This window comes from Saccharopolyspora sp. NFXS83, assembly GCF_026241095.1.
GTDB lineage: Bacteria > Actinomycetota > Actinomycetes > Mycobacteriales > Pseudonocardiaceae > Saccharopolyspora_C.
On the sequence record NZ_JAPFGB010000024.1, the window covers coordinates 1 to 20,676 of the forward strand.

Consider the following 20,676-nt stretch of genomic DNA (forward strand, 5'->3'; position numbering starts at 1 on the left):
AACACGACTCCCAGCCCATCGAACCAGCCCAAGCCATCGCCAGATAACCAAGTCTCCGGCATCACGGGGGAACCTCAAACCCGCGGGTGACCAAGTTTTCGACGTGGGCTATGCGCTGGCGCGCATCCAGGCACGGCCTTCGGCCGCGAGGCAGGCGTGGCTTCGCCGCCTACTGCACGGCCTTCGGCCGCGAGGCATGGCTTTGCCGTGCGGCAGGGCTTTGCGTGTGTGGGCGGGTTGGGGCCTGGGGGAACTGGTTACTGGGCTTGGCGGGGCAGGTGGGCGGCTACTTCGGCGATGTCGGCGGGGGTGACTCGGCAGCAGCCGCCGACGAGGCCGGCGCCGTCGGTGACCCAGCGGCTGACGAGGGCGGCGTCGAAGCCGGAGCGGCCGGTCCACACCTGGTGCTCGGCGTCCCAGCCCTCACCGCTGTTGGGGTAGACGACCACCGGTTTGCCGCTGACCGCGCGCGCGATCGGCACGGCGCGCGTCGCGTCGGCGGGGGAGCAGCAGTTGATCCCGACGGCCAGCACGTCGTCCCGGTCGGCGGCGACGGCGAACGCCTCCTCCAGCGGCTGCCCGGCGCGGGTGCGCTCACCGGAGATCGTGTACGACAACCAGGCCGGAACGCCGAGCCCGTCGAGCGCATCGAGCAGCGCGGCGGCCTCGTCCACGTCGGGAACGGTCTCCAGCGCGAACAGGTCCGGCTCGGCCGCCGCGAACACCTCCAGCCGGGGCCGGTGGAACGCGACGAGTTCGCGGTGGCCGAGCCCGTAGCGCCCGCGGTACTCCGACCCGTCCGCGAGCACGGCGCCGTAGGGTCCGACGGAGGCGGCGACGAGCCGCCCGGTGCGGTGCGCCGCGGTCTTGGCGACCTGGTCCCGCACCGGCGCCAGGTGCGCCGCCTCCCCGGCGAGTTCGACGCTGCGGCGCATCAGCTCGGCCGCCTGCTCGCGGCCGACCCCGTGCTCGGCGAACCCTTCGAAGCTGGCCTGGTACCCGGCGGACTTCGCCACGTCCGCTCCCGCAGCGAAGAACGCCTCGTGCGCGTCGACGATCCTCTCCGGTGCCTCGAGCAGGTATCGGGCCGACCACAGGCCGCCGGAGAGATCTCCGCCCCGAGCCTCCAGTTCCGTGGCCAGCCCACCGTCCAGGATGCGCGGACCGTCCCGGAAGAGATCCTGCGCCGCGATGCTCATACCCGAACGGTAATCCCTCCGGAACGCTCGCTCACGCCGTCGACCGCGCACGACCGAGCAGGGCGTGGCTCGATCACCAACTCGGCTGCAGGCCTTCCGCGATGTCGGCGAGGTCGATCCGCAGCAGTTCGTGCAGGTAGAAGATCCGATCGCTGAGCTCGCCGAGCTGCTCGGTGGTCAGCTCGAGCACCGAGTCGCCTTGCCGGATCGCCACCGTCTGCGGCGTCGCCATGCCCAGCACCACTTCGCCCGTCGCCGGGTCCGCGCTCGCGGGAATGCGCCAGCCTTCCTGCCTCATGATTCCTCCAGTTCGTGATCAACCGATTGCGTGAAGCGGAGGTTAGAAGGCTTCCGGCAGGAACAGCAAGCGGTTACAAAAGCGACGGAGAAGTGCTTTGGAACGCTTGTAACGGAATCTGTGACAATTGTTCTCGGATGTTCGGAGGTCGGTGGGTGCGGCAGCGCAGCAAGGTGCGGCAGATGGGGCTCGGAGCGGATCTCCGGAAAGCCCGCGAGCAGTGCCGGATGTCCACCCGATCGGTGGCCGAACGGATCGGTGTCTCGCACACCTCGGTCGCGCGCACCGAATTGGGCACGCGGGTACCGGAGCCGGAGGAGGTCATCGCCCTGTGCGCCGTCTACGGCATCACCGGCAGGCGGCGGGACCAGATGGTCGAGCAGGTGGACGGCACGGATGCGAGCACGGCGTGGCTGGCCACCGGCCCCGCGACCGCGCAGCAGATCACGAGCCTCGTCGCCTTGGAAACGAAGGCCTCGGAGATCATCGACGTCTCACTCGGATTGGTGCCGGGATTGCTGCAAACCGCGGAATATGCCCGTGCGGTCATCGGTGCGGGCGGGGACGCGGAATGGTTGCTTTCCACGAGGTTGGCGCGCCAAGCCTTGTTGACGCGACCGGAAGCGCCGTTGGTGCGCTTCCTCATCGACGAATTCGCGTTGCGCAGGGTGATCGGCGACAGCACAGTGATGCGGCACCAGCTTGATCATCTGATCCGGATGCAAGAGCGTTCCCAGGTCAGGATCCAGGTCGTGCCCCGGTACGCCGGTGTCCACGCAGGCCTCGACGGCGCTTTCGTCGTCCTGACGTTCCCGGAGCGCGAGCCGCATGTGTACGTCGAAGCACGCCGAGTAGGACTGTTCCTGACTCGTCCCCAGGATGTTGAACCGTTCATCGAGGGCGTAGAAGATCTCGAGGTGAAGGCGCTGTGCGAAGCGCGTTCGGCGGAGCTCATCGGGCAAATCGGCGAGGAACTGGAAGATGACTGAGGTGTGGCGCAAGAGCACCCGAAGCGGGTCGAACGGCAATTGCGTGGAGGTGGCCGTCTCGACGGGTGAGGTGGACGTCCGGGACTCGAAAGCACCGCGAGAGGGTCGGCTGCGGGTCTCGCGCGAACGGTGGTGGAGCTTCCTGGACGCCGTGACCTCCGGCCGCTACGAAGGCTGATCTCGAACCACGCCGGTCCCGCCTCGGCCGTCACGAATCGGCCGGAGCGGGGCCGATCCGATGGCGGCCTGGAACATCCGGCGCCGTGGCGGGATCACGCCAGGGTGGCCCCGTCGTGACCTGCGGGTGGAGATCATGGGCGCATGACCGGAGTCGCCTCCTCCACCGCCCGGATCGCCGCCACCTTCGCCGCGGCGCTAGCGGTCACCCTCGTTCCCGCCGGGACCGCGCACGCCGCCACGGCCTACTGCGAAAGCCTCACCGAGGCCTCCAACCCGGACTGGATGGGTGGGCTGCCCGACGACACCAGCCTCGCCGCGCTGTCCATCCCAGGAACCCACGACACGTTGTCCCTGCACGGCGGGGACATCACGCAGACCCAGGAGAACCACGGCGACAGCGCGGAAACTCTCACCGCGCAGCTCGACGCGGGAGTCCGCGCGATCGACATCCGGGTTCGGAAGGTGGACAACCAGTTCACCATCCACCACGGCACCTTCTACCAGAACGCGAACTTCGCCGACGTGCTGGCGAAAGCGGACGACTTCCTCGCCGCTCACCCCGGAGAGACGATCGTGCTGCGGCTGAAGGCCGAATGCACCGGGGAGATCGGGTCCTGCACGGACGAGAACAGCGACCAGGACACCGCGACCATCCTCGACCGGTACCAGGACGAGGACCCCAACGGCGGGCGGCTGCACAACCCCGCCTCCGGCGGCATGCCGACGCTCGGCGACGCCCGCGGCAAGATCGTGCTCGGATCGCTGCAGGAGGCGAAGGGCGGCTTGGTCGACGGCTACGGGCTCTCCCAGTTCACCAACGACAACTGGGGCGACTACGTGCAGGACGAGTACGAGGTGCCCACGATCGGCGACATCGACGACAAGTGGAACCACGTGCGCGACCACTGGGACAAGACGAACTCCGCCGACTCCGGTGAGATGTTTTGGAACTTCACCAGCGGTTCGAGCCTCGGCGCCAACCCGAAGACCGTGTCCTGCGGCACCGGAGGCACCCGAGGCGTCAACGACTACGCGCTGGAGCACCTGACGGGCAACGACGTGCCCCGCACCGGTGTGGTGCTGATGGACTTCCCCGGCGGCGACCTCATCGACGAGGTGATCTCCCGGAATTCCTGACTCGGCGAGAACCCGCCGCGCGGATCACTCCGGCTCGTGGGCGAACGGGGCAGTGCGAGCGGGTGTCGATCGGACGGTCTCGCGTGCGCGTTGAGCGCAGGGTGTTACGACAGCTGACCACTGGAATCCGTTCCGGGAGCAAGAAAGATGGGCAGGGTCCCTGACGCCACGAGAGAGGGGCCGCCATGTCCGAGGAGTGGCACAGAAGCACCCGCAGCGGGTCCGTGGGCAACTGCGTCGAGGTTGCCCGGCGTGCGGGGGTGACGCTGATCCGGGATTCCAAGCAGCCGCACGGCGCTCGGCTGTGCGTGTCGCGGGAGCGGTGGCGCGGGTTCCTCCTCCTGGTCGGCTCCGACCAGTGGCGTCGGCAGCGCGACGCCTCGGCGCGCTGACCACGGCCGTGCGGCGTCGTTCGCGGCCGGTCGGCGCGACATCGATCTGAGCTCGGAGCAGGGGTGCGCCGTCGGTTCCGGTGGCCGCTGAGCTCGCCGGGCCGGCGCCAGCGGAGTCATCGCCACGCTAGGTGGGGTGGCGCTGACAGGGCGTCAGCACTCGCGAAACCCGTGGTGAAAGCCATGATCGCGTTTTCCGGAACGATGCTGGGTGCCGGCGCGGCAGCGGGTTAACGTGGTGTGCGGACAGGCGAAACGGAGGCGTGATGGACACGGAGAGCACGCTCGCGGCACTGCGGGCGCGGGTACCGGAACAGCTGTTGGTGACCGACCCGGACTCCGTCGGCCGCTACGCCCACGACGAAGCCGAATGGGCCCCGCACGGCACACCTGCCGCCGTCGTGCGACCGGTGCGCACTGAGGACGTCGTCGAGGTCGTGCGCGTCTGCGCCGAACTGGGGGTTCCGGTCGTGCCGCGCGGCGCGGGCACCGGCCTGTCCGGCGGGGCCAACGCCCTCGACGGCTGCGTGATGATCTCGTTCGAGCACATGAACTCGGTGCTGGAGATCAACCCGCGCGAACAGCTCGCCGTCACCCAGCCTGGAGTGATCAACGACGAGTTCCGGGCCGCCTGCCGGGAACACGGGGCCTGGTACCCGCCGGACCCCGCGAGCTCCCCGTGGTCGACCATTGGCGGCAACGTCGCCACGAACGCCGGTGGCGTGTGCTGCGTGAAGTACGGCGTGACCAGGGACTACGTCCTCGGGTTGGAAGCGGTGGTGGGCGACGGGGAGGTCGTGCGGCTCGGGCGGCGCACAGCGAAGGGAGTCACCGGCTACGACCTGTGCGGACTGTTCGTCGGCTCCGAAGGCACCCTCGGCATCATCACCGAGATCACGGTCAAGCTGCTGCCGGGCGTCCGCGCGCCGGAGCGGACCGTGGTCGGCTACTTCGACTCGCTGGTCGCCGCGGGCGAGGCCGTCGCCGCCGTCGCCGCGTCCGGTGTGGTGCCCTCCGCGCTGGAACTGCTCGACCGGCACTGCCTGCGGGCGGTCGACGAGTGGAAGAACATGGGGCTCAGCGACGAGGCCGAGGTGCTGCTGCTCGGTCGCTCCGACACGCCCGGCGAAGCCGGTGAGCAGGAGGTCGCGACCCTCGTCGAATGCTTCGAGAAGGCCGGCGCCACGTTCAGCGCGGCCTCCACCGACCAGCACGAAGCCGATGCGCTGTTCGCCGCGCGCAGGTTGGCCTACCCGGCCCTGGAACGGCTCGGCCCGTTGCTGACCGAGGACGTGTGCGTGCCGCGAGCACTGGTGCCGGACATGCTCGCGAAGGTCGAGGCCGCCGCGGTCCGCCACGACACGCTGATCGCCAACATCGCGCACGCGGGCGACGGCAACCTGCACCCGCTGATCATCACCCCGGCTGGGGACGACGCCGCCCGGGAACGGGCGCAGCGCGCGTTCGACGACATCGTCGCCGACGCCATCGCGCTGGGCGGCACGGTCAGCGGCGAGCACGGCATCGGCCTGCTCAAGCGGGCAGGCCTGCACGACGAGCTCGGGCCCACCGTCGTGGGCATGCACCACGCGGTGAAGAACGGGCTCGACCCGGCCGGGATCTTCAACCCGGGGAAGGTCTTCGGCACGCCCACGAGCTGCGCTGCGACAGGATCAAGTCGCAGGTCAGCGCCTCATGAACAACATGATCCGCGCGGGTTCGGCACCTAGCATGGCGAGTGCCGGCGGCGCAGGGGAGTGCGTCGTCGGCCCTTCTCTTCCGGGGTGCGGCGGGCTGCGGGTCAGGAACCGGCCGGTGGGCGGACCGCCTCGTAGACGTAGTGGTCCCGGTCGTCGAGCGGGTTGTCCGGGGTCATCTCGCCCTCGGCGACCCGGCGCAGTCCCGCTTTCTCCAGCGCGCGCCAGGACCCCCGGTTGGCGGCGGACACCGGTACCACGATCGACGGCGCGTTCGGGTAGTCGTTCCAGGTCGCCTCTACTATCGAGCGGATCACGCGGGTGCCCAGACCGGTCCCGATCAGCTGCGGATCGCCGATCAAGTAGTCGATGCACACCGCCTCCGCGGGAACCTCGATGATCGGCGCGAGCTCGGCCGCGTGATCGGGGTAGTCGGCGTACCGGCTGCGTTGCAGCAGCCCGACCGGCCGCCCGTCGAGGAGCACGAGCAGGTCGTCCGAGGGCTCCTCGCCGCGTGCCGCCGCACCGAAATCGCGCGCGACCGCCGTGGCGGAGGTCTCGTGCTGCCACCACCGGGCCACGTGCGGTTCCGCGAGCCACCGCCCCAGCATCGGGAAGTCCTGCTCGGTGAGCGTGCGCCAGCTGATCATCCGGCTACCTCGTGCCGGCGCGGCAGCCGTTCCGGCGGGGTGGCGTGGTTCATGGGGTCACCTCGCGCGTCGGCGGAGGAGTTCGCGGGCGGCGCCCTCGATGGAATCCTCGCTCAGCAGCACGTGCTGCGCCGCGCCCCCGAGTGGGATGAAGCTGTCTGCGCTGGTGACCCGGGCGATCGCGCCCGTGAAACCGGAGTCGACCAGCGCGGTCACCACCGGTTCGGACACGCCGCCGGAGCGTCGGGTCTCATCGACCACCAGCACCCGTCCGGTCGCCATCGCCGCGGCGAGCAGGTCCTCGGTCGGCAGCGGGCTCAGCCAGCGCAGGTCCAGCACCCGGACCCCGACGCCTTCGCGTTCCAGCCGCCGCGCCACCCGCAGGCAGCGCGGTACGCCGTTGCCGAATGTCACCAAGGCCAACTCGTTCCCGGTGCCGTGCGTGCGGGCGCTCCCGATCGGCACGTGCCCGTCGCCGGGCGCCGGGTAGCGCGCGGACCACGCGTTGTCGCCCGGCTCGTGGAGGTCCCGCTCGTGGTAGAGCGCGATGGGCTCCAGGAACACGCACACCCGGCCGTCCACCCGCGCCGCGGCGACGCAGGTGCGCAGCATCGCGGCGGCGTCGTCCGGGCAGGACGGGGAGGCGACCACCAGGCCGGGGATGTCGCGCAGCGCGGCCACCGAGTTGTCGTTGTGGAAGTGCCCGCCGAAGCCCTTCTGGTAGCCGTAACCGGCGATGCGCACCACCATCGGATTGCGGAACCGGCCGTTGGAGAAGAACCCCAGCGTGGCGGCCTCGCCGCGCAGCTGGTCGGCCGCGTTGTGCAGGTACGCCAGGTACTGGATCTCCGGGACGGGCACCATCCCGGCGAGACCCGCGCCGAGAGCCGTGCCGAGGATGCTCTGCTCGTCGAGCAGCGTGTCGAACACGCGGAGTCCGCCGAACGCGCGGCGCAAGCCCCGCGTCACCCCGTACACGCCGCCCTTGCCCGCGACGTCCTCGCCGAAGACCAGCGTGCCCGGATCGGTGGCCAGCGCGTCGGCCAAGCCGCGGTTGATCGACTCGGCCAGGGTGAGCGGTCCGGCCGATTCCGGTGCGTTCTCGCCGAAGTGCCGTGCGCGCTGCGCGGTCCGGTGGGCCGCCCGATCCCGCACCGCCCCGGGATCGGCGGGGGCGATGGCGGCCATCACCTCGGCCCGGTCGGCGAGCTTGGGGCGGGACAGCACCTCGTCGGCGATCCGCGTGACCTCGGCGCGGAACGACTCGTACCGTTCGAGGACGTCGGCAGGGGAGCGGATGCCGCGGTCGATCAGAGCCGCGGCGGTGGCCAGCAGCGGATCCCGGTCGTAGTCGGCGAGGATCTCCGATCGCGTCCGGTAGCCGGATTCCACATCGGATCCCGCGTGCCCCATCAGGCGGACGGTGCGCAGGTGCAGCAGCGCGGGCCTGCGGTGCTCGCGCACCCAATCCGCGAGCTCCGCCGCCATCTCCAGGCACCGAGCCGGATCGTCACCGTCCACTGCGGAATAGTTGATCCCCGGGTGCCGGGAGTGCGCCGACGTCACCCAGTCCGGCGGGGTGCGCACGCTGATGCCGAGTCCGTTGTCCTCGCAGATCAGCAGCAGCGGCATCGGCAATCCTTGGTGCGCGCAGTGCGCGGCGGCGTTGATCGCGCCGAGCGCGGTGGAGTGGTTCGCCGAGGCATCGCCGAAACTGCTCACCACGACCGCATCAGCGGGCCACTCTGACGCGACGTCCAACCGTTCGGCCCGGCCCAACGAGAACGCCAGCCCCATCGCCCGAGGCAGGTGGGAGGCGATGGTGGAGGTCTGCGGGATGATCCCGAGCTCGCCGTGGCCGAAGACCTTGTGCCTTCCCGCGGAGATCGGCTCTTCGGCTGAAGCGACCACCCCGAGCAGCACGTCCCGCAACGGATCCCGCCCCGGGACCTGCTGCGCCCGGCGCAGGTAGAACCCACCGGAGCGGTAGTGCAACAGCGCCGGATCGGTGGGGCGCAGGGCCGCGGCCACTGCCGCGTTCGACTCGTGGCCCGAGGAGCCGATGCTGTAGTAGCCCAGCTTGCGGCGACCCAACTCGCGCGCGGCGAAGTCCAGGTGCCTGCTGCCCGCTTGCGCGTCGAACAGCGCGAGCAGCTGCGCCGACGAGCTCGCGCCCGATTCGCCCGTGACGCCGGGACGAGCCGATCCTGCGCCGGACGAGACGGCGGAACTCGCCGAGGCGAGTCCGCGCACCGCCGACAGGAAGTGCTCGTCGATCTGCTCGATCCGATCGCTGCCCTGGGTCATGACCGCTCCGTTCCGCTGTGCCGAGTTCCCGAGGCGCCGGAACCGGTGCCGTGCCACCGCAGATCAGCCGTCCCGCCGGGCAGCGACGTCACCGGCAGGTCCCGCGGATCCGGTTCGGGGTGGTGCGCCGCGGTGTCCGGCCCCCAGAGCACGGCGAGCTCGGAGCCCGCCCGGTGCAGGCAGTCCAGCGCGAGGGGCAGCAGCGGGTTGGTGTTCTCCTTGCGGTACAAGGCGCGCACTCGACGCTGCGGCTGCCGCCCGGCGATGCGGGTCACCCGGACCGACCCCGCCCCGAGCGCCAATCCGGGCAGCATCGCGACCCCCATCCCGCGGGCCACCAGGTCCCGGATGACCGAGTAGTCGTTGCTGCGGAAGGTGATGCGCGGGACGAAGCCGCTGGCCGCGGCGAGCCGGACCAGCGAGCGCGCCCCGGCGGTGTCGCGGCGGGTGCAGATCCACGGCTCGTCGGCGAGCTCGTGCAGCGAGATCTCCGCGGCCCCGGCCAGCCGGTGCGCGCCCGGCAGCACGAGGCGCAGCGGCTCGGACACCACCTCGTCCACCCGCAGGTCCGTCGGCCATTGCCGCGGGTCCAGGTCGTACTCGAACACGACCGCCGCGTCGAGCACTCCGTCGAGCACGCTGTCGACGACCTCGTCCGGTTCGCCTTCGTCCAGCTGCAGCTCGGCGTGCGGGCGCTGCTCGATCACGGAGGCCAGCACGCCCGGCAGGATGCGGGCGTTGGCGGTGGCGAACCCGGCCAGCCGCAGGCTGCCTTCCTCACCGCTGACCATCGCGCGCACCTCGCGTTCCAAGGATTGCAGCGCGCCCAGCGCGTCCCGGCTGCGCTCCGCCAGCCGGGACGCGAGTGCGGTGCACCGGGCGCTTCGCGCGGAGCGCTCGAACAGCGCTGCCCCGACGGCACGTTCGAGCAGCGCCATCTGCTGCGACACCGCGGACGCGGTGTATCCCAGTGCTCGTCCCGCCTCCGCGAAGGAGCCGGTGCGCACGCATTCCTGCAAGGTGCGCAGGTGGATCGGGTTGAGCATGCGATCAGCCGCCCGCGCCGACCGGTTCGGCCTCGACCGTCGTGAGCCGTCCGCGCAGCTCCATCGCGGCGCGCACCCGGCTCTTCGCGATGTCCAGAGCCGCGGTGTGCGGATCGACCCCGTGCTCCATCGCGGAGCGCAGCACCAGCCTGGTGTTGTCGCGGCACCGCTCGGCGACCTCGTCGAGGATGCGGCCCGGTGCCGGGCGGAACGCGGAACGACGTGCGTCCATGGCGAAACCGGCGGCGATGGCTCCGCCCGCGTTGGCGATGAAGTCCGGCACGACGGTGACCCCGCGCGCCGCCAGCGCGGCACGCGCGTCCGGTGTGGTCGGGAGGTTCGCGCCTTCCACGACGACCTCGGCCCGGACCTCCGCGGCGACGCCTTCCCCGAGCACGTCTTGACCTGCCGCGGGGATCAGCACGTCGCAGTCGACCACCAGCTCCTCGCCCCGGTCGAGGCGCTTGGCCGCCGGAGCGCCCTGCACGCACGCGTCGCCGTGCTCGGCGCGCCGCGCCAGCCACGACGGCACGTCGAGCCCGTCCGGATCGTGCACACCACCGTCCACCGTGGACAAGGCGACGACCTGGGCGCCCAGCTCGTGCAACCGGCGCACCGCCGCGGCGCCCACCGCGCCGAACCCCTGGACCGCGACGCGCACCCCCGCCATCGGCCGGTCCCGCAGTTCCAGCGCGGCGGCGAGTGCGGCGACCACGCCGTGCCCGGTCACGCCGAGCTCGTCGTAGGGGACCCCGCCCAGCACCTCCGGGACTCCGACCGCGGTGCCCCGGTCACCGAGTTCGTCCTGGATGATCGCCGCGTCCCGCTCGGTCATGCCCATGTCCAGGCCCGCGACGTAGCTGGCCGGGATCTGATCGGCGAGCTTCCGGGCGAAGGCGCGCACGATCCGCTCCTTGTCGGGTGCCGCCGGGTCGGCCACGATCCCCGCCTTGGCGCCACCGTGGAACAGGTCGGCCGCCGCCCACTTCCACGTCATCACCCTGGCTAGCCTGGCGATCTCGGCGACGCTCACCGTCGGGCTCATCCGGATCCCGCCCTTGCCGGTGCCGCGAGCCGTGTTGTCGACCACCAGCACGCCCCGCATCCCGCTGCGGGAATCGGAGACGCAGACGATCTTCTCGGGTCCCCATTCGTCGATCGACTGCAACAGGTCGTTCACGACTGCCTCCTGCGTGGTCTGTCCGAAGTGAGCTGCGTAGTGGCCGGTGGCGGAACCGCAACGGCGTCCTCGTCGGGAGGTCGCTTCCACGGTGGCTCCGCCGTACGAGGAGCCGTACGAGGAATCACCGCCCTCGTGCGGAAACCGCGCGACACCGCCGGTGGTCGTGCTGCTCCGGTGGCCGCCGGTCAGCGGCGTTGCGGCTGACCGGGCGCACCGGCGAATCGTGCTGGAACGAACCGTCAGACGAGATTGCGTTCCGGGCGGTGGGCGGCGCGGGCGAAGCGGTCGACGCTGAACCCTGCGACGTCCACCTCGGGTGGTCGGCCGAGGACGAGGTCGCGGACCACCTCGCCGACCGCCGGGCTCTGCAGGAATCCGTGCCCGGAAAAGCCCGTCGCGTAGAGGAATCCGTCCACTTCGGACGATGCCCCGATCAGGGCGTTGTGGTCCGGGCTCAACTCGTACAGCCCGGCCCAGCGATGCGCCGCACCGATCGAGGCCAGTGCCGGTGCCCGCCGAGCCACGGTGTCGGCGAGACCGTCGAGCCACCGGTCGTCGGTGCGCGATTCGGTGCTCTCGACCGGATCCGGCATGCCCATCAGCAGACCGGGTCCCTCGTCGTGGAAGTAGAACCCGGTGCTGAAGTCGATCGTGAACGGCAGCCGATCAGGCAGACCAGGGACCGGTTCGGTGACCAGGATCTGCCGCCGCAGCCGCCGCACGGGTAACTCCACCCCGGCCATCGCGCCCACCTCGGCCGACCAGGCGCCGGCCGCGCAGATCACGGTGGACGTCGCAACCGTGCCGGCATCGGTGCGCACGCCGGTGATCACACCGCCGGACACCTCGATGCCCTCGACCGCGCAGTGGCGCCGGAGGTCACCGCCGAACCGTCGTGCCCCGGCGGCGTAGCCCTGCACGACCGCGTCCGGCGTGCAGTGCCCGTCAGTGGGGGAGAAGGCACCGGCCAGGACGCCGTCGACGGACACCAGCGGCGCGAGTTGGCCCGCTTCCCGCGCGGTGAGCATCCGGCTGGGCACCCCGAGTTCGTTCTGCAACCGCACGGAATTCTCGAACTCCGCCACGTCCGCCGGGTCCGAGAGCAGGAACAGGTAGCCGTGCCTGCGCAGGTCGATCTCCCCGCCCGGTCGCTCGGCGAACCGCTCGAACGCGCGGAGGCTGCGGGCGCCCAGCGCGATGTTGACCGGATCGGAGAACTGCGCCCGCACTCCGCCCGCGGCCTTGCCGGTGCTACCCGACCCGAGCTCGTCGCGTTCCAGCAGGAGCACGTGCGTCCCCGCCTCGGCGAGGTGGAAGGCGATGGACGTGCCCATCGCCCCGCCGCCGATCACGACCACCTCGGCCCGGCCAGGCAGGGTCACGAGGTGCCGCCCAGTTCGGGCGGCAGCCGGTATCCCCGGTCCGGTTCGACGGTGGCGACGTCCATCTGCGCCTTCTGCAACTTTCCGGAGAAGTCCCAGTTCAGGGACTGCCAGCGGGTGAACTGGTCGAGCACCCAGATGCCGGACTGGCGGCTCCCGTTGCCCGAGCGGCCGTTCCCGCCGAACGGGAGGTGCGCCTCGGCTCCGGAGGTCGAGTTGTTCACGCTGACCATCCCCGCGCCGGTGCCCTGGCGGAACCGGAAAGCGGTGGCCGGGTCGGAGGTGTAGACGGCAGCGGAGAGCCCATAACCGGGCGCGTTGCCCAGTTCGATCGCCTCGTCCAGGCTGTCGAAGGTGCTCACCCCGACGATCGGGCCGAAGGTCTCCTGGGTGAACACGTGATCATCGGGACGCAGCCCGTCCAGCAGCACCGGGTGGTAGAATAACCCCGCTTCCGGATCGCCCTGGAAACCGGCGCGCGGGGCGGTGGCACCGATCCGGCCCACCGCCGAGGAGCCGAGCACCTTGTGGTGATCGGCGATGGTGCCCAGCACCGATTCGAAGCCGTCGGCGAACTTCTGGTCCAGCAGCGGTCCGTAGAGCACGTCCCCGGCCGGATCGCCGATCACCGCGGCCCGGAGCGCTTGGTCCAGCCGGCCGACGAACTCGTCGTGCACGTCGCGGTGCACGATCAGGTTGCCCAGCGAGGTGCAGCGCTGTCCGGCGGTGCCCCACCCGGAGAACAGCGCGCCTTCCACGGCGAGGTCGAGATCCGCGTCCGCGGCCACGATCATCGGGTTCTTCCCGCCGAGTTCCAGGCACGGGCTCTGCGTGTACTTGCCGCACAGCTCGCCGACCCGCGAGCCGACCGCGCTGGAACCGGTGAAGCCCACCTTGTCGACGAGGCCGTCCCGCAACGCGGACTCCAAGCCCGCGAAGGTGGCCTCCCCGTCGGCGTAGACCAGGTTCAGCACGCCCTGCGGGACTCCGGCTCGCCAGGCCAGTTCGGCCACCGCCCGCGCTGCCGCCGCCGCGTACTCGGCCGGCTTCCACACCACCGCGTTCCCGCACAGCAGAGCCGGAACCAGGTACCACGACGGCACCGCCACCGGGAAGTTGCCCGCCGTGATCACCATCGCGACGCCCACCGGAACCCGGAAGGTGAACAGCTGCTTGTCCGGCATCTCCGAGGGGACCGTCTGGCCGTAGAGCCTGCGCCCCTCACCCAGGAAGAAGTCGCAGGTGTCGACGATCTCCTGGACCTCGCCGAGAGCCTCCGCGTAGGGCTTGCCGATCTCGCGCGTCACCAGCCGGGCCAGCGATTCCTTGTTCGCCTCGACCAGCCTGCCGAGCTCGGCCACGACCCGTCCGCGCACCGGAGCGGGCACCTGCGCCCACTCGCGCTGCGCGGTGCGGGCGGCGCCGGCCGCCGCGTGCACCGCTTCCGGGCCGCTCAACTCGACCCGCGCGACCACGTCGTCCAGCCGGGCGGGGTTGCGGGACGCGTACTCCGCCGATCCTGACCCGGGGGCTCCGGATCCGGGGGCCGCCTCGCGCGGGGCTGCTCCGATCACCGAACTCACCGTCGTCGACACCGTGGTCCACCTCTTCCTCATCCGTGCGGGCGTGTGCAGTGCGGTCGTGCTGCCGGTCGAGACGTCGCGGAGATCGCGACGGTCAGTGCCGATGTCAGGGCCGGGCGGCCGGGTGGCCGCAGCGGTCGCGGGCTCGGGGGCCGGGCTGGCGTCTTCCGGAACAGGGCCGGAGCGCAGTCCGGACCCGGGGCGGACCGGTCGGCTTGCGTTGTGCCGCCGGTCACGAAACCCACCGTAACCGCGCAGGCGTTCGAACATCGAGCATCAGAAGAGTGATTTCCTGATTCTCTGAGCGACAGTGCTGCTGTCGCTCAGAACGATCACCACCGCTGCCCGCCTACCGTGTGCCGGTGGCGGGGGAGCGGCGAGCTTGGAGGCACGGATGACGGACATGATGTGGACCGACGCGGACGTGGCCGCCGCGCTGGACCTCGACACGGCGATCCGCTCGCAGCGCACGGCCTTCACGGCGCTGGGCGACGGCCGGGCGCGGCTCGCCCAGAAGGTCTCGGTCCCCAGCGGCACCGGTACCGCGCTGGGCTACCTCGGCACGGTCTCCGCGGAGCACGGCGCGGTGAGCAAGCTCGTCGCGGCGCACCCGGGCAACGCCGAGCGGGGACTGCCCGTGATCTCGGCGACCGTGCTGGTGCTCGACGCCGACGACGGCCGGGTCCGGGCGGTCATGGCGGGCACCGCACTGACCGAGCTGCGCACCGCCGCGGGCAGCGCGGTGGCCGTCGACGTGCTGGCACCGGAAGCGGCCGACGAGCTGGCGGTGCTCGGTTCCGGGGTGCAGGCCCGCGCGCACGTGCGCGCGATCGCCCGGGTGCGCGCGTTGCGGACGGTCCGAATCCACGGCCGGGACCGGGAGCGGCGGGAGGCCCTCGCGCGCGAACTCGCCGCCGAACTGGATTTGGACGTGCGCGCGGTGGACACCGCGCAGCAGGCGGTGCGCGGCGCTTCGCTCGTCGCAACCTGCACGCTCAGCGCCGAGCCGGTGATCACCGCGGACCAGGTCGAGCCCGGCGCGACGGTGGTGTCGGTGGGCAGCTTCGAACCGCACCGGCGGGAGGTCGACGAGGAACTCGTGCGGCGGGCCGGTCTGGTCGTCGTCGACGACGTGGACACCGCCGTCCACCACGCCGGACCGATCATGCGTGCGCTGGAACGCGGTGACCGCACCCGCGAGCGGCTGCACTCGCTGGGCGAGGTGCTGACCGGGCGTGCGCCGGGCAGGACCGACCCGGGGCAGCTGGTGTTCTACAACAGCGTCGGAATCGGCGTCCAGGACGCCGCCGCCGCGCACGCCGTGCTCGGAACGTTGTGAGGGGGAGCGGCCGGATGGGTTTCGCGGAACGGCTGGAGGCGTCGCTCGACGAGGCTTGGCGGGAATTCCCCGGCCGTGTCGGGTTCGCCGCGTGGGACTTGGACGAGCGCGTTCCGGTGCTGGTCGGAGCGCAGCGCGAAGTGCACCCGGCGAGCACCATCAAGGTGCTCGTCATGATCGCCGCTCTGCGGGAGGTCCAGGCTGGACGGTTCGCTTTGGACACCGAGGTCCCCCTCCCCGCGCAGCGGGCGGGCGGTTTCGGGGTGCTGCGCGAACTGTCCGGCGTGCACCGGCTCACGATCGCCGACCTGATCACGCTCATGATCGTCATCAGCGACAACGCGGCGACGAACGCGTTGGTCGACAACGTCGGATTCCCCGCGATCGCGAGCTGCGCCGCCGATCTCGGCTGCGTCGCCACCAAGGTCGAACGGCGGTTGATGGACGTGGACGCGCCAGGGTGCAACACCACCTGCGCGCTGGACCAGGCGCGGATCTTGGACCGGCTCGCGACCGGCCGGGCGCTGCCGGTGGAGCTCACCGTGCACGCACTGGGCGTGCTGTCCCGCCAGCAGATCAGGGACCGGCTGCCCGCCGCGCTGCCGGGGGAGGCGCGGTGCTGGAACAAGACCGGTGAGATCCAGGGATCCCGCCACGACGTGGCGTTGATCGGGGACGATCGGCCGCGCGCGGTGGTCGCGGTGCTGGTGGACGAGCTCACCGACGAACCGTCCCGCCGAGGCGCCGGACGCAGTCCGGTGTACGACCGGATCGCGGACCTGGGCCTGCGGGTGTTCCGCGCGCTCGGCTGAGAAAGTCCCCGCGGGGAAGGGGTCCCCGTCCGATCAGCGCCGGCGCCGACCACGATGCCTTGCGCGCCAGGGGCGAACGCGTCCGCGGTACCGGATCAGCGTCGGTGCACGACGGCTCCGTCCACGATGGTCAGATCGACCTTGGCGCGCCCGATTTCCGAGCGGGGCGCGGAGAACGGGTCGCGATCGAGCACCACGAGATCGGCGGCCTTGCCCACTTCCAGCGACCCCGTCTCGGCGGCGAACCCGTTCGCCCGGGCGCTGCCCCGCGTGTGCGCCGCGAGCGCCGTGCCGAGTTCGAGCGACTGCTCCGGCAGGAACGGAACCGTCCCGCCCGGTTCGCAGCGGTTGACCGCGGCGTGCACCGCGCCCAGCGGCGCCACATCGGAGACCGGCCAGTCGCTGCCCGCGGCCAGCGGCGCTCCCGCGTCGTGCAACGACCGGAACGGGTACTGCCGCGCGGCGCGTTCGGCGCCCAGCCGGGGAATCGTCAGCTCGGTCATGGCCGCGTCGTTGATCGCCCAGGCCTCCTGGACGTTCGCCGTGACCCCGAGCTCCCGGAAGCGGGGGAGGTCCTCGTCCCGGATCACCTGGAGGTGCGCGATCTGGTGGCGCAGGCCGGAGCCCGGCGCGGCGGCCACCGCGTCCAGCGCGTCGCGCACCGCGCGATCCCCCACGGCGTGGAAGTGCACCGCGAATCCCTCGGCGCTGAGCAGGCCGACCACCTCGCGAAGCGCGGTGGCCGACAGGTGCGAGAGCCCGCTGCGGTGCTCGCCGAGGTAGGGCCGCACCATCGACGCCGTCCGGTTCTCGCAGACGCCGTCGATCATGAGCTTCACGTGGTCCGCGCGGAACCGGGGACCGCGTGCCCGCGCCCGGCGTTCGACGAGCTCCGGCAGTTGTTCCCGACCGCGGCGGCGATCCCACCAGAGTGCTCCCTGCACCCGCCCGGTCAGCAGCCCCTGCTCGTCGAGCGCCCGGTAGGTGTCCAGGACGTCGGAGTGCCCTAGGTAGGCGCCGACGATCGCGTCCTGCCACCCGGTCACGCCGTGGGCGTGCAGCAGCCGCTGCCCCTCCAACAGCGCCGCCCGGTACTCGCCGGGATCCGGGGCGGGCAGCACGCGGCCGACGAGATCGGCGGCGCCCTCGTGCAAGGTTCCGGCGGGACGACCGCGGGAGTCCCGTTCGATCCACCCGTCCGGCGGGTCAGGGGTTCCCGCGTCCACTCCCGCGAGCCGCAGGGCTGCGGTGTTCACCCAGGCGCTGTGGTGATCGCGGTTGATCAGGTACGCCGGACGGGCACCTGTGACCTCGTCCAGCGCGGCGGCGGTCGGCGCGCCTCCGGGGAAGTGCGCCGAGTCCCAGCCGCCGCCCAGGAGCCACCCGCCGCCGGAGGCGTGTCCGGCGATCGTCCGGAGGCAGTCCGCGGCGTCCGCCGCCTCCATGAGGTCGCAGCGCAACCGGAGCAGCCCGCCGAACAGCGGATGCGCGTGCGCGTCCTGGAAACCGGGCAGCAGCAACCGCCCCCGCAGCGGGACGAGCTCGGTCCGGTCGGTGATCAGCGCACGCACGCCCGCCGACCCCAGCGCGGCGATGCGGCCCCCGCGCACGGCGACCGCGTCCGTCCGCGAACCGGCGGCGTCCATGGTGGCCACCGGGCCGTCCACGAACGCCAACTCGGCCCCCGTCAGCGATGCTCCTCTCCGGTGATCACCGATACCGCGAGTTCCCGCAGGTGCTCGTCGACCTCGGGCACCCGGAACCCCGCCCGGCGGATGTGCGAGACGAGCTCCGCGTCCGGCGCGACACCGTGGGTGCGCAGGTAGTAGCCCACCGCGCCGGGCCAGATCCACTGGCCGTCGGTGTGGAAGGTCAGCGGGACCGACGCGGGCGACGCGGGGTCGAGCTGATCGGTGTCGTAGCTGCGCGCGGCGAGCACGATCGGCGCGCGGTCGAGGTAGTCGACGAGACCGGTGAGCTCGTCCGCGGCGACCTCCGGGCGGTCCACCTGCGGGCGACCGTCCTCGTCGACGGCGTCGAAGACCTCCGCGGTGCGCAGTGCGGGCGCGCGCGTGGCGGTGCCGGTCGCGTCCGGCACCCCAGCGTTGCGCGCGAGCCAACCGGGGATGTTCACGCCCGCACGGGGGTAGGTGCGCAGCTCCGCGGCGAAGGCCTCGGCGGGCGGCGGGTGCTGCCAGGTCGGTTCGTAGTCGCCGTTGAAGTCCACGCTGTAGCTGCTGGGGCGCTGCAATCGGTACAGCGCGCTGATCCAGGTGCCCCGGTCCGGTTCGTGCATGCCGTGGCGGAGCCGGGCGAACAGCTCCCCGGACTCCGCGGGCACGGCCAGCGGGATCGGCGTGCCGTTGGGGGCCAGCAGCTGCGCGGAGATCTCCGAGTGCGCGCCGACCGCGCGGTACTCGACGGTCACCTCGCTCCACGCCGGCGGCATTGAGCGCAGCAGCACCCGGCCGACGTCTTGGATGAGGTTCTGCTGCGCCGCTTGGTCCAGCGCGCCCGGTGGACCAAGCGGGTCCGGTCGGTGGGGTCCCTGCTCGGGGAGTCCCGGTTGGCTCATGCCTGCATCCTCCCAGTCGCGCGCGGGGAGCGGAGCCGATTCCCCGAACTCATACCCGCGCGACGCCCTGCCCTTACCCGCGCGAAGCCTGGCCCCGACGCGGTGAACAACTGCCGCGCTCAGAGCTTAAGACCCCGGACGAGTGAGTGTCGGCGGCCAGTTGCCGGTATCCGCCGGATCTTCGATTAGCCTGGTCAGAGGCTTGTCGACAGATCACGCCGAGGTTTCGCCGTGAACTTCGGATGACGGCGTGAATGTCGGATACGACGATTGTTGACAATAAATCCAGCGCGGGTTTAGCTTCGATCCATCGCCAGCGAGACACGGAGGTGACCATGCGGGCCAACGAGTACGGCCTTCCCCGTCCCCTCCGCTGGCTGTCGTCTTCATCGCTCTGGCTGCGACATTAGAGGCTGGCCACCGCCTGCCGGCGGTGGTCACTCCGCAGCGCGTGCGGTCGGCCGAACCCGGGCCCCGTGGGTCTTCGACCCTGAGCGGTGCCTGGAATCCCTCGGCCGGAACACGCCCCTTCTGTAGGTAACTCTGGTGGGCGCCGACCTGTGCGCCCATTTCATGCACTGCACTTGGGAGGAGGTTCGGCCGGTGGCACTTGTCGACTGTGACCCGATGATGAGGGTGACCTGGACAGACCCGGTGACGGGAAAGCACGGATACCTCGTCGTGCACACTCTGGTGTCCGGCCTGGCGACCGGCGGAACCCGGATGCGCGCCGGATGCACGATGTCGGAAGTGGAGGACTTGGCGCGGGGCATGGCTCGCAAGACCGCTGTGTTCGACCTGCCCGTCGGTGGCGCCAAGGGCGGCATCGACTGCGACCCCAAGGACCCCCAGGCGCATGGTGTGCTGCGCCGGTTCGTCGAGGCCATGCGCCCGTGGATCGACGCGCACTGGGTCACGGCCGAAGACCTGGGCGTGCCGCAGCACCTGATCGACGAAGTCTTCGTCGAGGCCGGGCTGGAGCAGTCCTACCACGCCGCGATCCGCCGGGCGCCGGACGTCGAGCACACGCTGCGCCGGGTCCGCGCCGGGCTCAACGCCCCGGTTCCCGGCGGGTTGCTGCTCGGTGATGTCGTCGGCGGCTACGGCGTGGCGCAGTGCTGCCTCGGCGTGTTGCACGCCCGCGGCTGGGGCCACGACAGCACGACCGTCGCGGTGCAGGGCGTGGGCACCATGGGCGGTGGTGCCGCCTGGTACCTGCACGAGGCCGGGTTGAAGGTCGTCGCCGTCGCGGACGCGGCCGGCTCCCTCTACCACCCGGACGGGCTCGACATCCCGGCGCTGCTGGACGCCAGGGACCGGTTCGGGGAGATCGACCGCGATCAGGTTCCGGCCGACGTGCAGCGGTTGCCCAGGGACGCGGTGCTGGCGGTCGACGTCGACGTGCTGATCCCGGCTGCGGTGTCCTACGCGATCACTCCGGAGCGGGTGCCGCAGGTGGCCGCCAAGGTGATCATCGAGGCGGCGAACACGCCGATCACCCCGGAGGCCGAGCAGCTGCTGGCGGAGCGGGGCATCCCGGTGATCCCCGACTTCGTGGCCAACTCCGGTGCCGTCGCCTGGGCCTGGTGGCTGCTGCTGGGCCGGGTGGACGCGGACCCGGTGCTCTCGTTCAGCGTGCTCCGCGAGGAGATGCTGGCGAAGATCCCGCCGCTGATCGCGGCCTGGGACGCGGAGGGGACCACTCCGCGGGTCGCCGCGCTGCGGCTCGCGGACTGGCAGACCGAGCAGAACAAGGTGGCCGAGGCGGAAGGGCGGTTGCTGGTCAGCATTCCGTAGCCCGCCGCAGTCGAAGCCGAAACGTGCGTGCCATCCGTCAAGGGGTGGCACGCACGGGCATTTCAGGGAAATCGTCGAAATGGGGATCGGCGTTACATCGATCTCAGCTC

18 protein-coding genes are annotated in these 20,676 nt (G+C 71.4%); 8 read left to right on the top strand and 10 right to left on the bottom strand.

Annotated features, from left to right (window positions below):
• Positions 1-257: 257 nt before the first annotated feature.
• Positions 258-1,199, bottom strand: coding sequence for a homocysteine S-methyltransferase (mmuM, locus tag OOZ19_RS22790; protein WP_266092194.1), 942 nt, complete (start codon positions 1,197-1,199; stop codon positions 258-260).
• A gap of 73 nt (positions 1,200-1,272) precedes the next feature.
• Entirely contained in the window at positions 1,273-1,497 is a 225-nt protein-coding gene (locus tag OOZ19_RS22795; RefSeq protein ID WP_266092195.1) for a hypothetical protein, read from the bottom strand.
• A gap of 155 nt (positions 1,498-1,652) precedes the next feature.
• Here OOZ19_RS22795 and OOZ19_RS22800 point away from each other — a divergent pair, with 155 nt between their 5' ends.
• From OOZ19_RS22800 to OOZ19_RS22820, 5 genes are all read left to right on the top strand, one after another.
• The gene (locus OOZ19_RS22800) at positions 1,653-2,486 is read left to right on the top strand and encodes a helix-turn-helix domain-containing protein (RefSeq protein ID WP_266092196.1); all 834 of its coding nucleotides are present in this window, start codon (positions 1,653-1,655) and stop codon (positions 2,484-2,486) included.
• Entirely contained in the window at positions 2,479-2,664 is a 186-nt protein-coding gene (locus OOZ19_RS22805) for a DUF397 domain-containing protein (protein ID WP_266092197.1), read from the top strand. Before OOZ19_RS22800 ends, OOZ19_RS22805 begins: the two co-directional genes overlap by 8 nt.
• A gap of 143 nt (positions 2,665-2,807) precedes the next feature.
• Positions 2,808-3,803, top strand: a complete 996-nt coding sequence (locus OOZ19_RS22810; protein ID WP_266092198.1) for a phosphatidylinositol-specific phospholipase C — start codon at positions 2,808-2,810, stop codon at positions 3,801-3,803.
• A gap of 185 nt (positions 3,804-3,988) precedes the next feature.
• Complete coding sequence (locus OOZ19_RS22815) at positions 3,989-4,195, top strand: DUF397 domain-containing protein (RefSeq protein ID WP_266092199.1); 207 nt, start codon at positions 3,989-3,991, stop codon at positions 4,193-4,195.
• Between the two features lie 266 nt (positions 4,196-4,461).
• A complete protein-coding gene (locus OOZ19_RS22820; RefSeq protein ID WP_266092200.1) occupies positions 4,462-5,925 on the top strand; it encodes an FAD-binding oxidoreductase in 1,464 nt (487 codons plus the stop codon).
• 71 nt (positions 5,926-5,996) lie between these two features.
• Here the strand turns inward: OOZ19_RS22820 and OOZ19_RS22825 are convergent, their stop codons facing one another.
• The 6 genes from OOZ19_RS22825 to OOZ19_RS22850 all read right to left on the bottom strand — a co-directional run bounded on the left by OOZ19_RS22825 (position 5,997) and on the right by OOZ19_RS22850 (position 14,055).
• Positions 5,997-6,542, bottom strand: coding sequence for a GNAT family N-acetyltransferase (locus tag OOZ19_RS22825; protein ID WP_266092201.1), 546 nt, complete (start codon positions 6,540-6,542; stop codon positions 5,997-5,999).
• 57 nt (positions 6,543-6,599) lie between these two features.
• Positions 6,600-8,849 carry a thiamine pyrophosphate-dependent enzyme gene (locus OOZ19_RS22830; protein WP_266092202.1) on the bottom strand — a complete coding sequence of 750 codons (2,250 nt, stop codon included), beginning with the start codon at positions 8,847-8,849 and terminating at the stop codon, positions 6,600-6,602.
• Positions 8,846-9,895, bottom strand: a complete 1,050-nt coding sequence (locus tag OOZ19_RS22835; RefSeq protein ID WP_266092203.1) for a LysR family transcriptional regulator — start codon at positions 9,893-9,895, stop codon at positions 8,846-8,848. Before OOZ19_RS22835 ends, OOZ19_RS22830 begins: the two co-directional genes overlap by 4 nt.
• 4 nt (positions 9,896-9,899) lie before the next feature.
• Positions 9,900-11,075, bottom strand: coding sequence for a Glu/Leu/Phe/Val family dehydrogenase (locus OOZ19_RS22840; RefSeq protein WP_266092204.1), 1,176 nt, complete (start codon positions 11,073-11,075; stop codon positions 9,900-9,902).
• 242 nt (positions 11,076-11,317) lie between these two features.
• Positions 11,318-12,460, bottom strand: a complete 1,143-nt coding sequence (locus OOZ19_RS22845) for an NAD(P)/FAD-dependent oxidoreductase (RefSeq protein WP_266092205.1) — start codon at positions 12,458-12,460, stop codon at positions 11,318-11,320.
• Positions 12,457-14,055 (bottom strand): aldehyde dehydrogenase family protein, encoded by a 1,599-nt coding sequence (locus OOZ19_RS22850; protein WP_266092206.1) that lies wholly within the window; start codon positions 14,053-14,055, stop codon positions 12,457-12,459. The genes OOZ19_RS22845 and OOZ19_RS22850 overlap by 4 nt, the downstream gene beginning before the upstream one ends.
• Before the next feature lie 382 nt (positions 14,056-14,437).
• Here OOZ19_RS22850 and OOZ19_RS22855 point away from each other — a divergent pair, with 382 nt between their 5' ends.
• Together OOZ19_RS22855 and OOZ19_RS22860 are read left to right on the top strand one after the other, a co-directional pair.
• Positions 14,438-15,382 carry an ornithine cyclodeaminase family protein gene (locus OOZ19_RS22855; protein ID WP_266092207.1) on the top strand — a complete coding sequence of 315 codons (945 nt, stop codon included), beginning with the start codon at positions 14,438-14,440 and terminating at the stop codon, positions 15,380-15,382.
• Between the two features lie 14 nt (positions 15,383-15,396).
• Positions 15,397-16,194 carry a serine hydrolase gene (locus OOZ19_RS22860; protein WP_266092208.1) on the top strand — a complete coding sequence of 266 codons (798 nt, stop codon included), beginning with the start codon at positions 15,397-15,399 and terminating at the stop codon, positions 16,192-16,194.
• A 95-nt stretch (positions 16,195-16,289) separates the two neighbouring features.
• Here OOZ19_RS22860 and OOZ19_RS22865 read toward each other — a convergent pair whose 3' ends face one another.
• Together OOZ19_RS22865 and OOZ19_RS22870 are read right to left on the bottom strand one after the other, a co-directional pair.
• Positions 16,290-17,840, bottom strand: coding sequence for an amidohydrolase (locus tag OOZ19_RS22865; protein WP_266092255.1), 1,551 nt, complete (start codon positions 17,838-17,840; stop codon positions 16,290-16,292).
• A 41-nt stretch (positions 17,841-17,881) separates the two neighbouring features.
• Positions 17,882-18,769, bottom strand: coding sequence for a hypothetical protein (locus tag OOZ19_RS22870; RefSeq protein WP_266092209.1), 888 nt, complete (start codon positions 18,767-18,769; stop codon positions 17,882-17,884).
• A 630-nt stretch (positions 18,770-19,399) separates the two neighbouring features.
• Between OOZ19_RS22870 and OOZ19_RS22875 the strand changes: the two genes are divergently transcribed.
• Complete coding sequence (locus tag OOZ19_RS22875; RefSeq protein ID WP_266092256.1) at positions 19,400-20,566, top strand: Glu/Leu/Phe/Val dehydrogenase dimerization domain-containing protein; 1,167 nt, start codon at positions 19,400-19,402, stop codon at positions 20,564-20,566.
• Positions 20,567-20,676 lie beyond the last annotated feature (110 nt).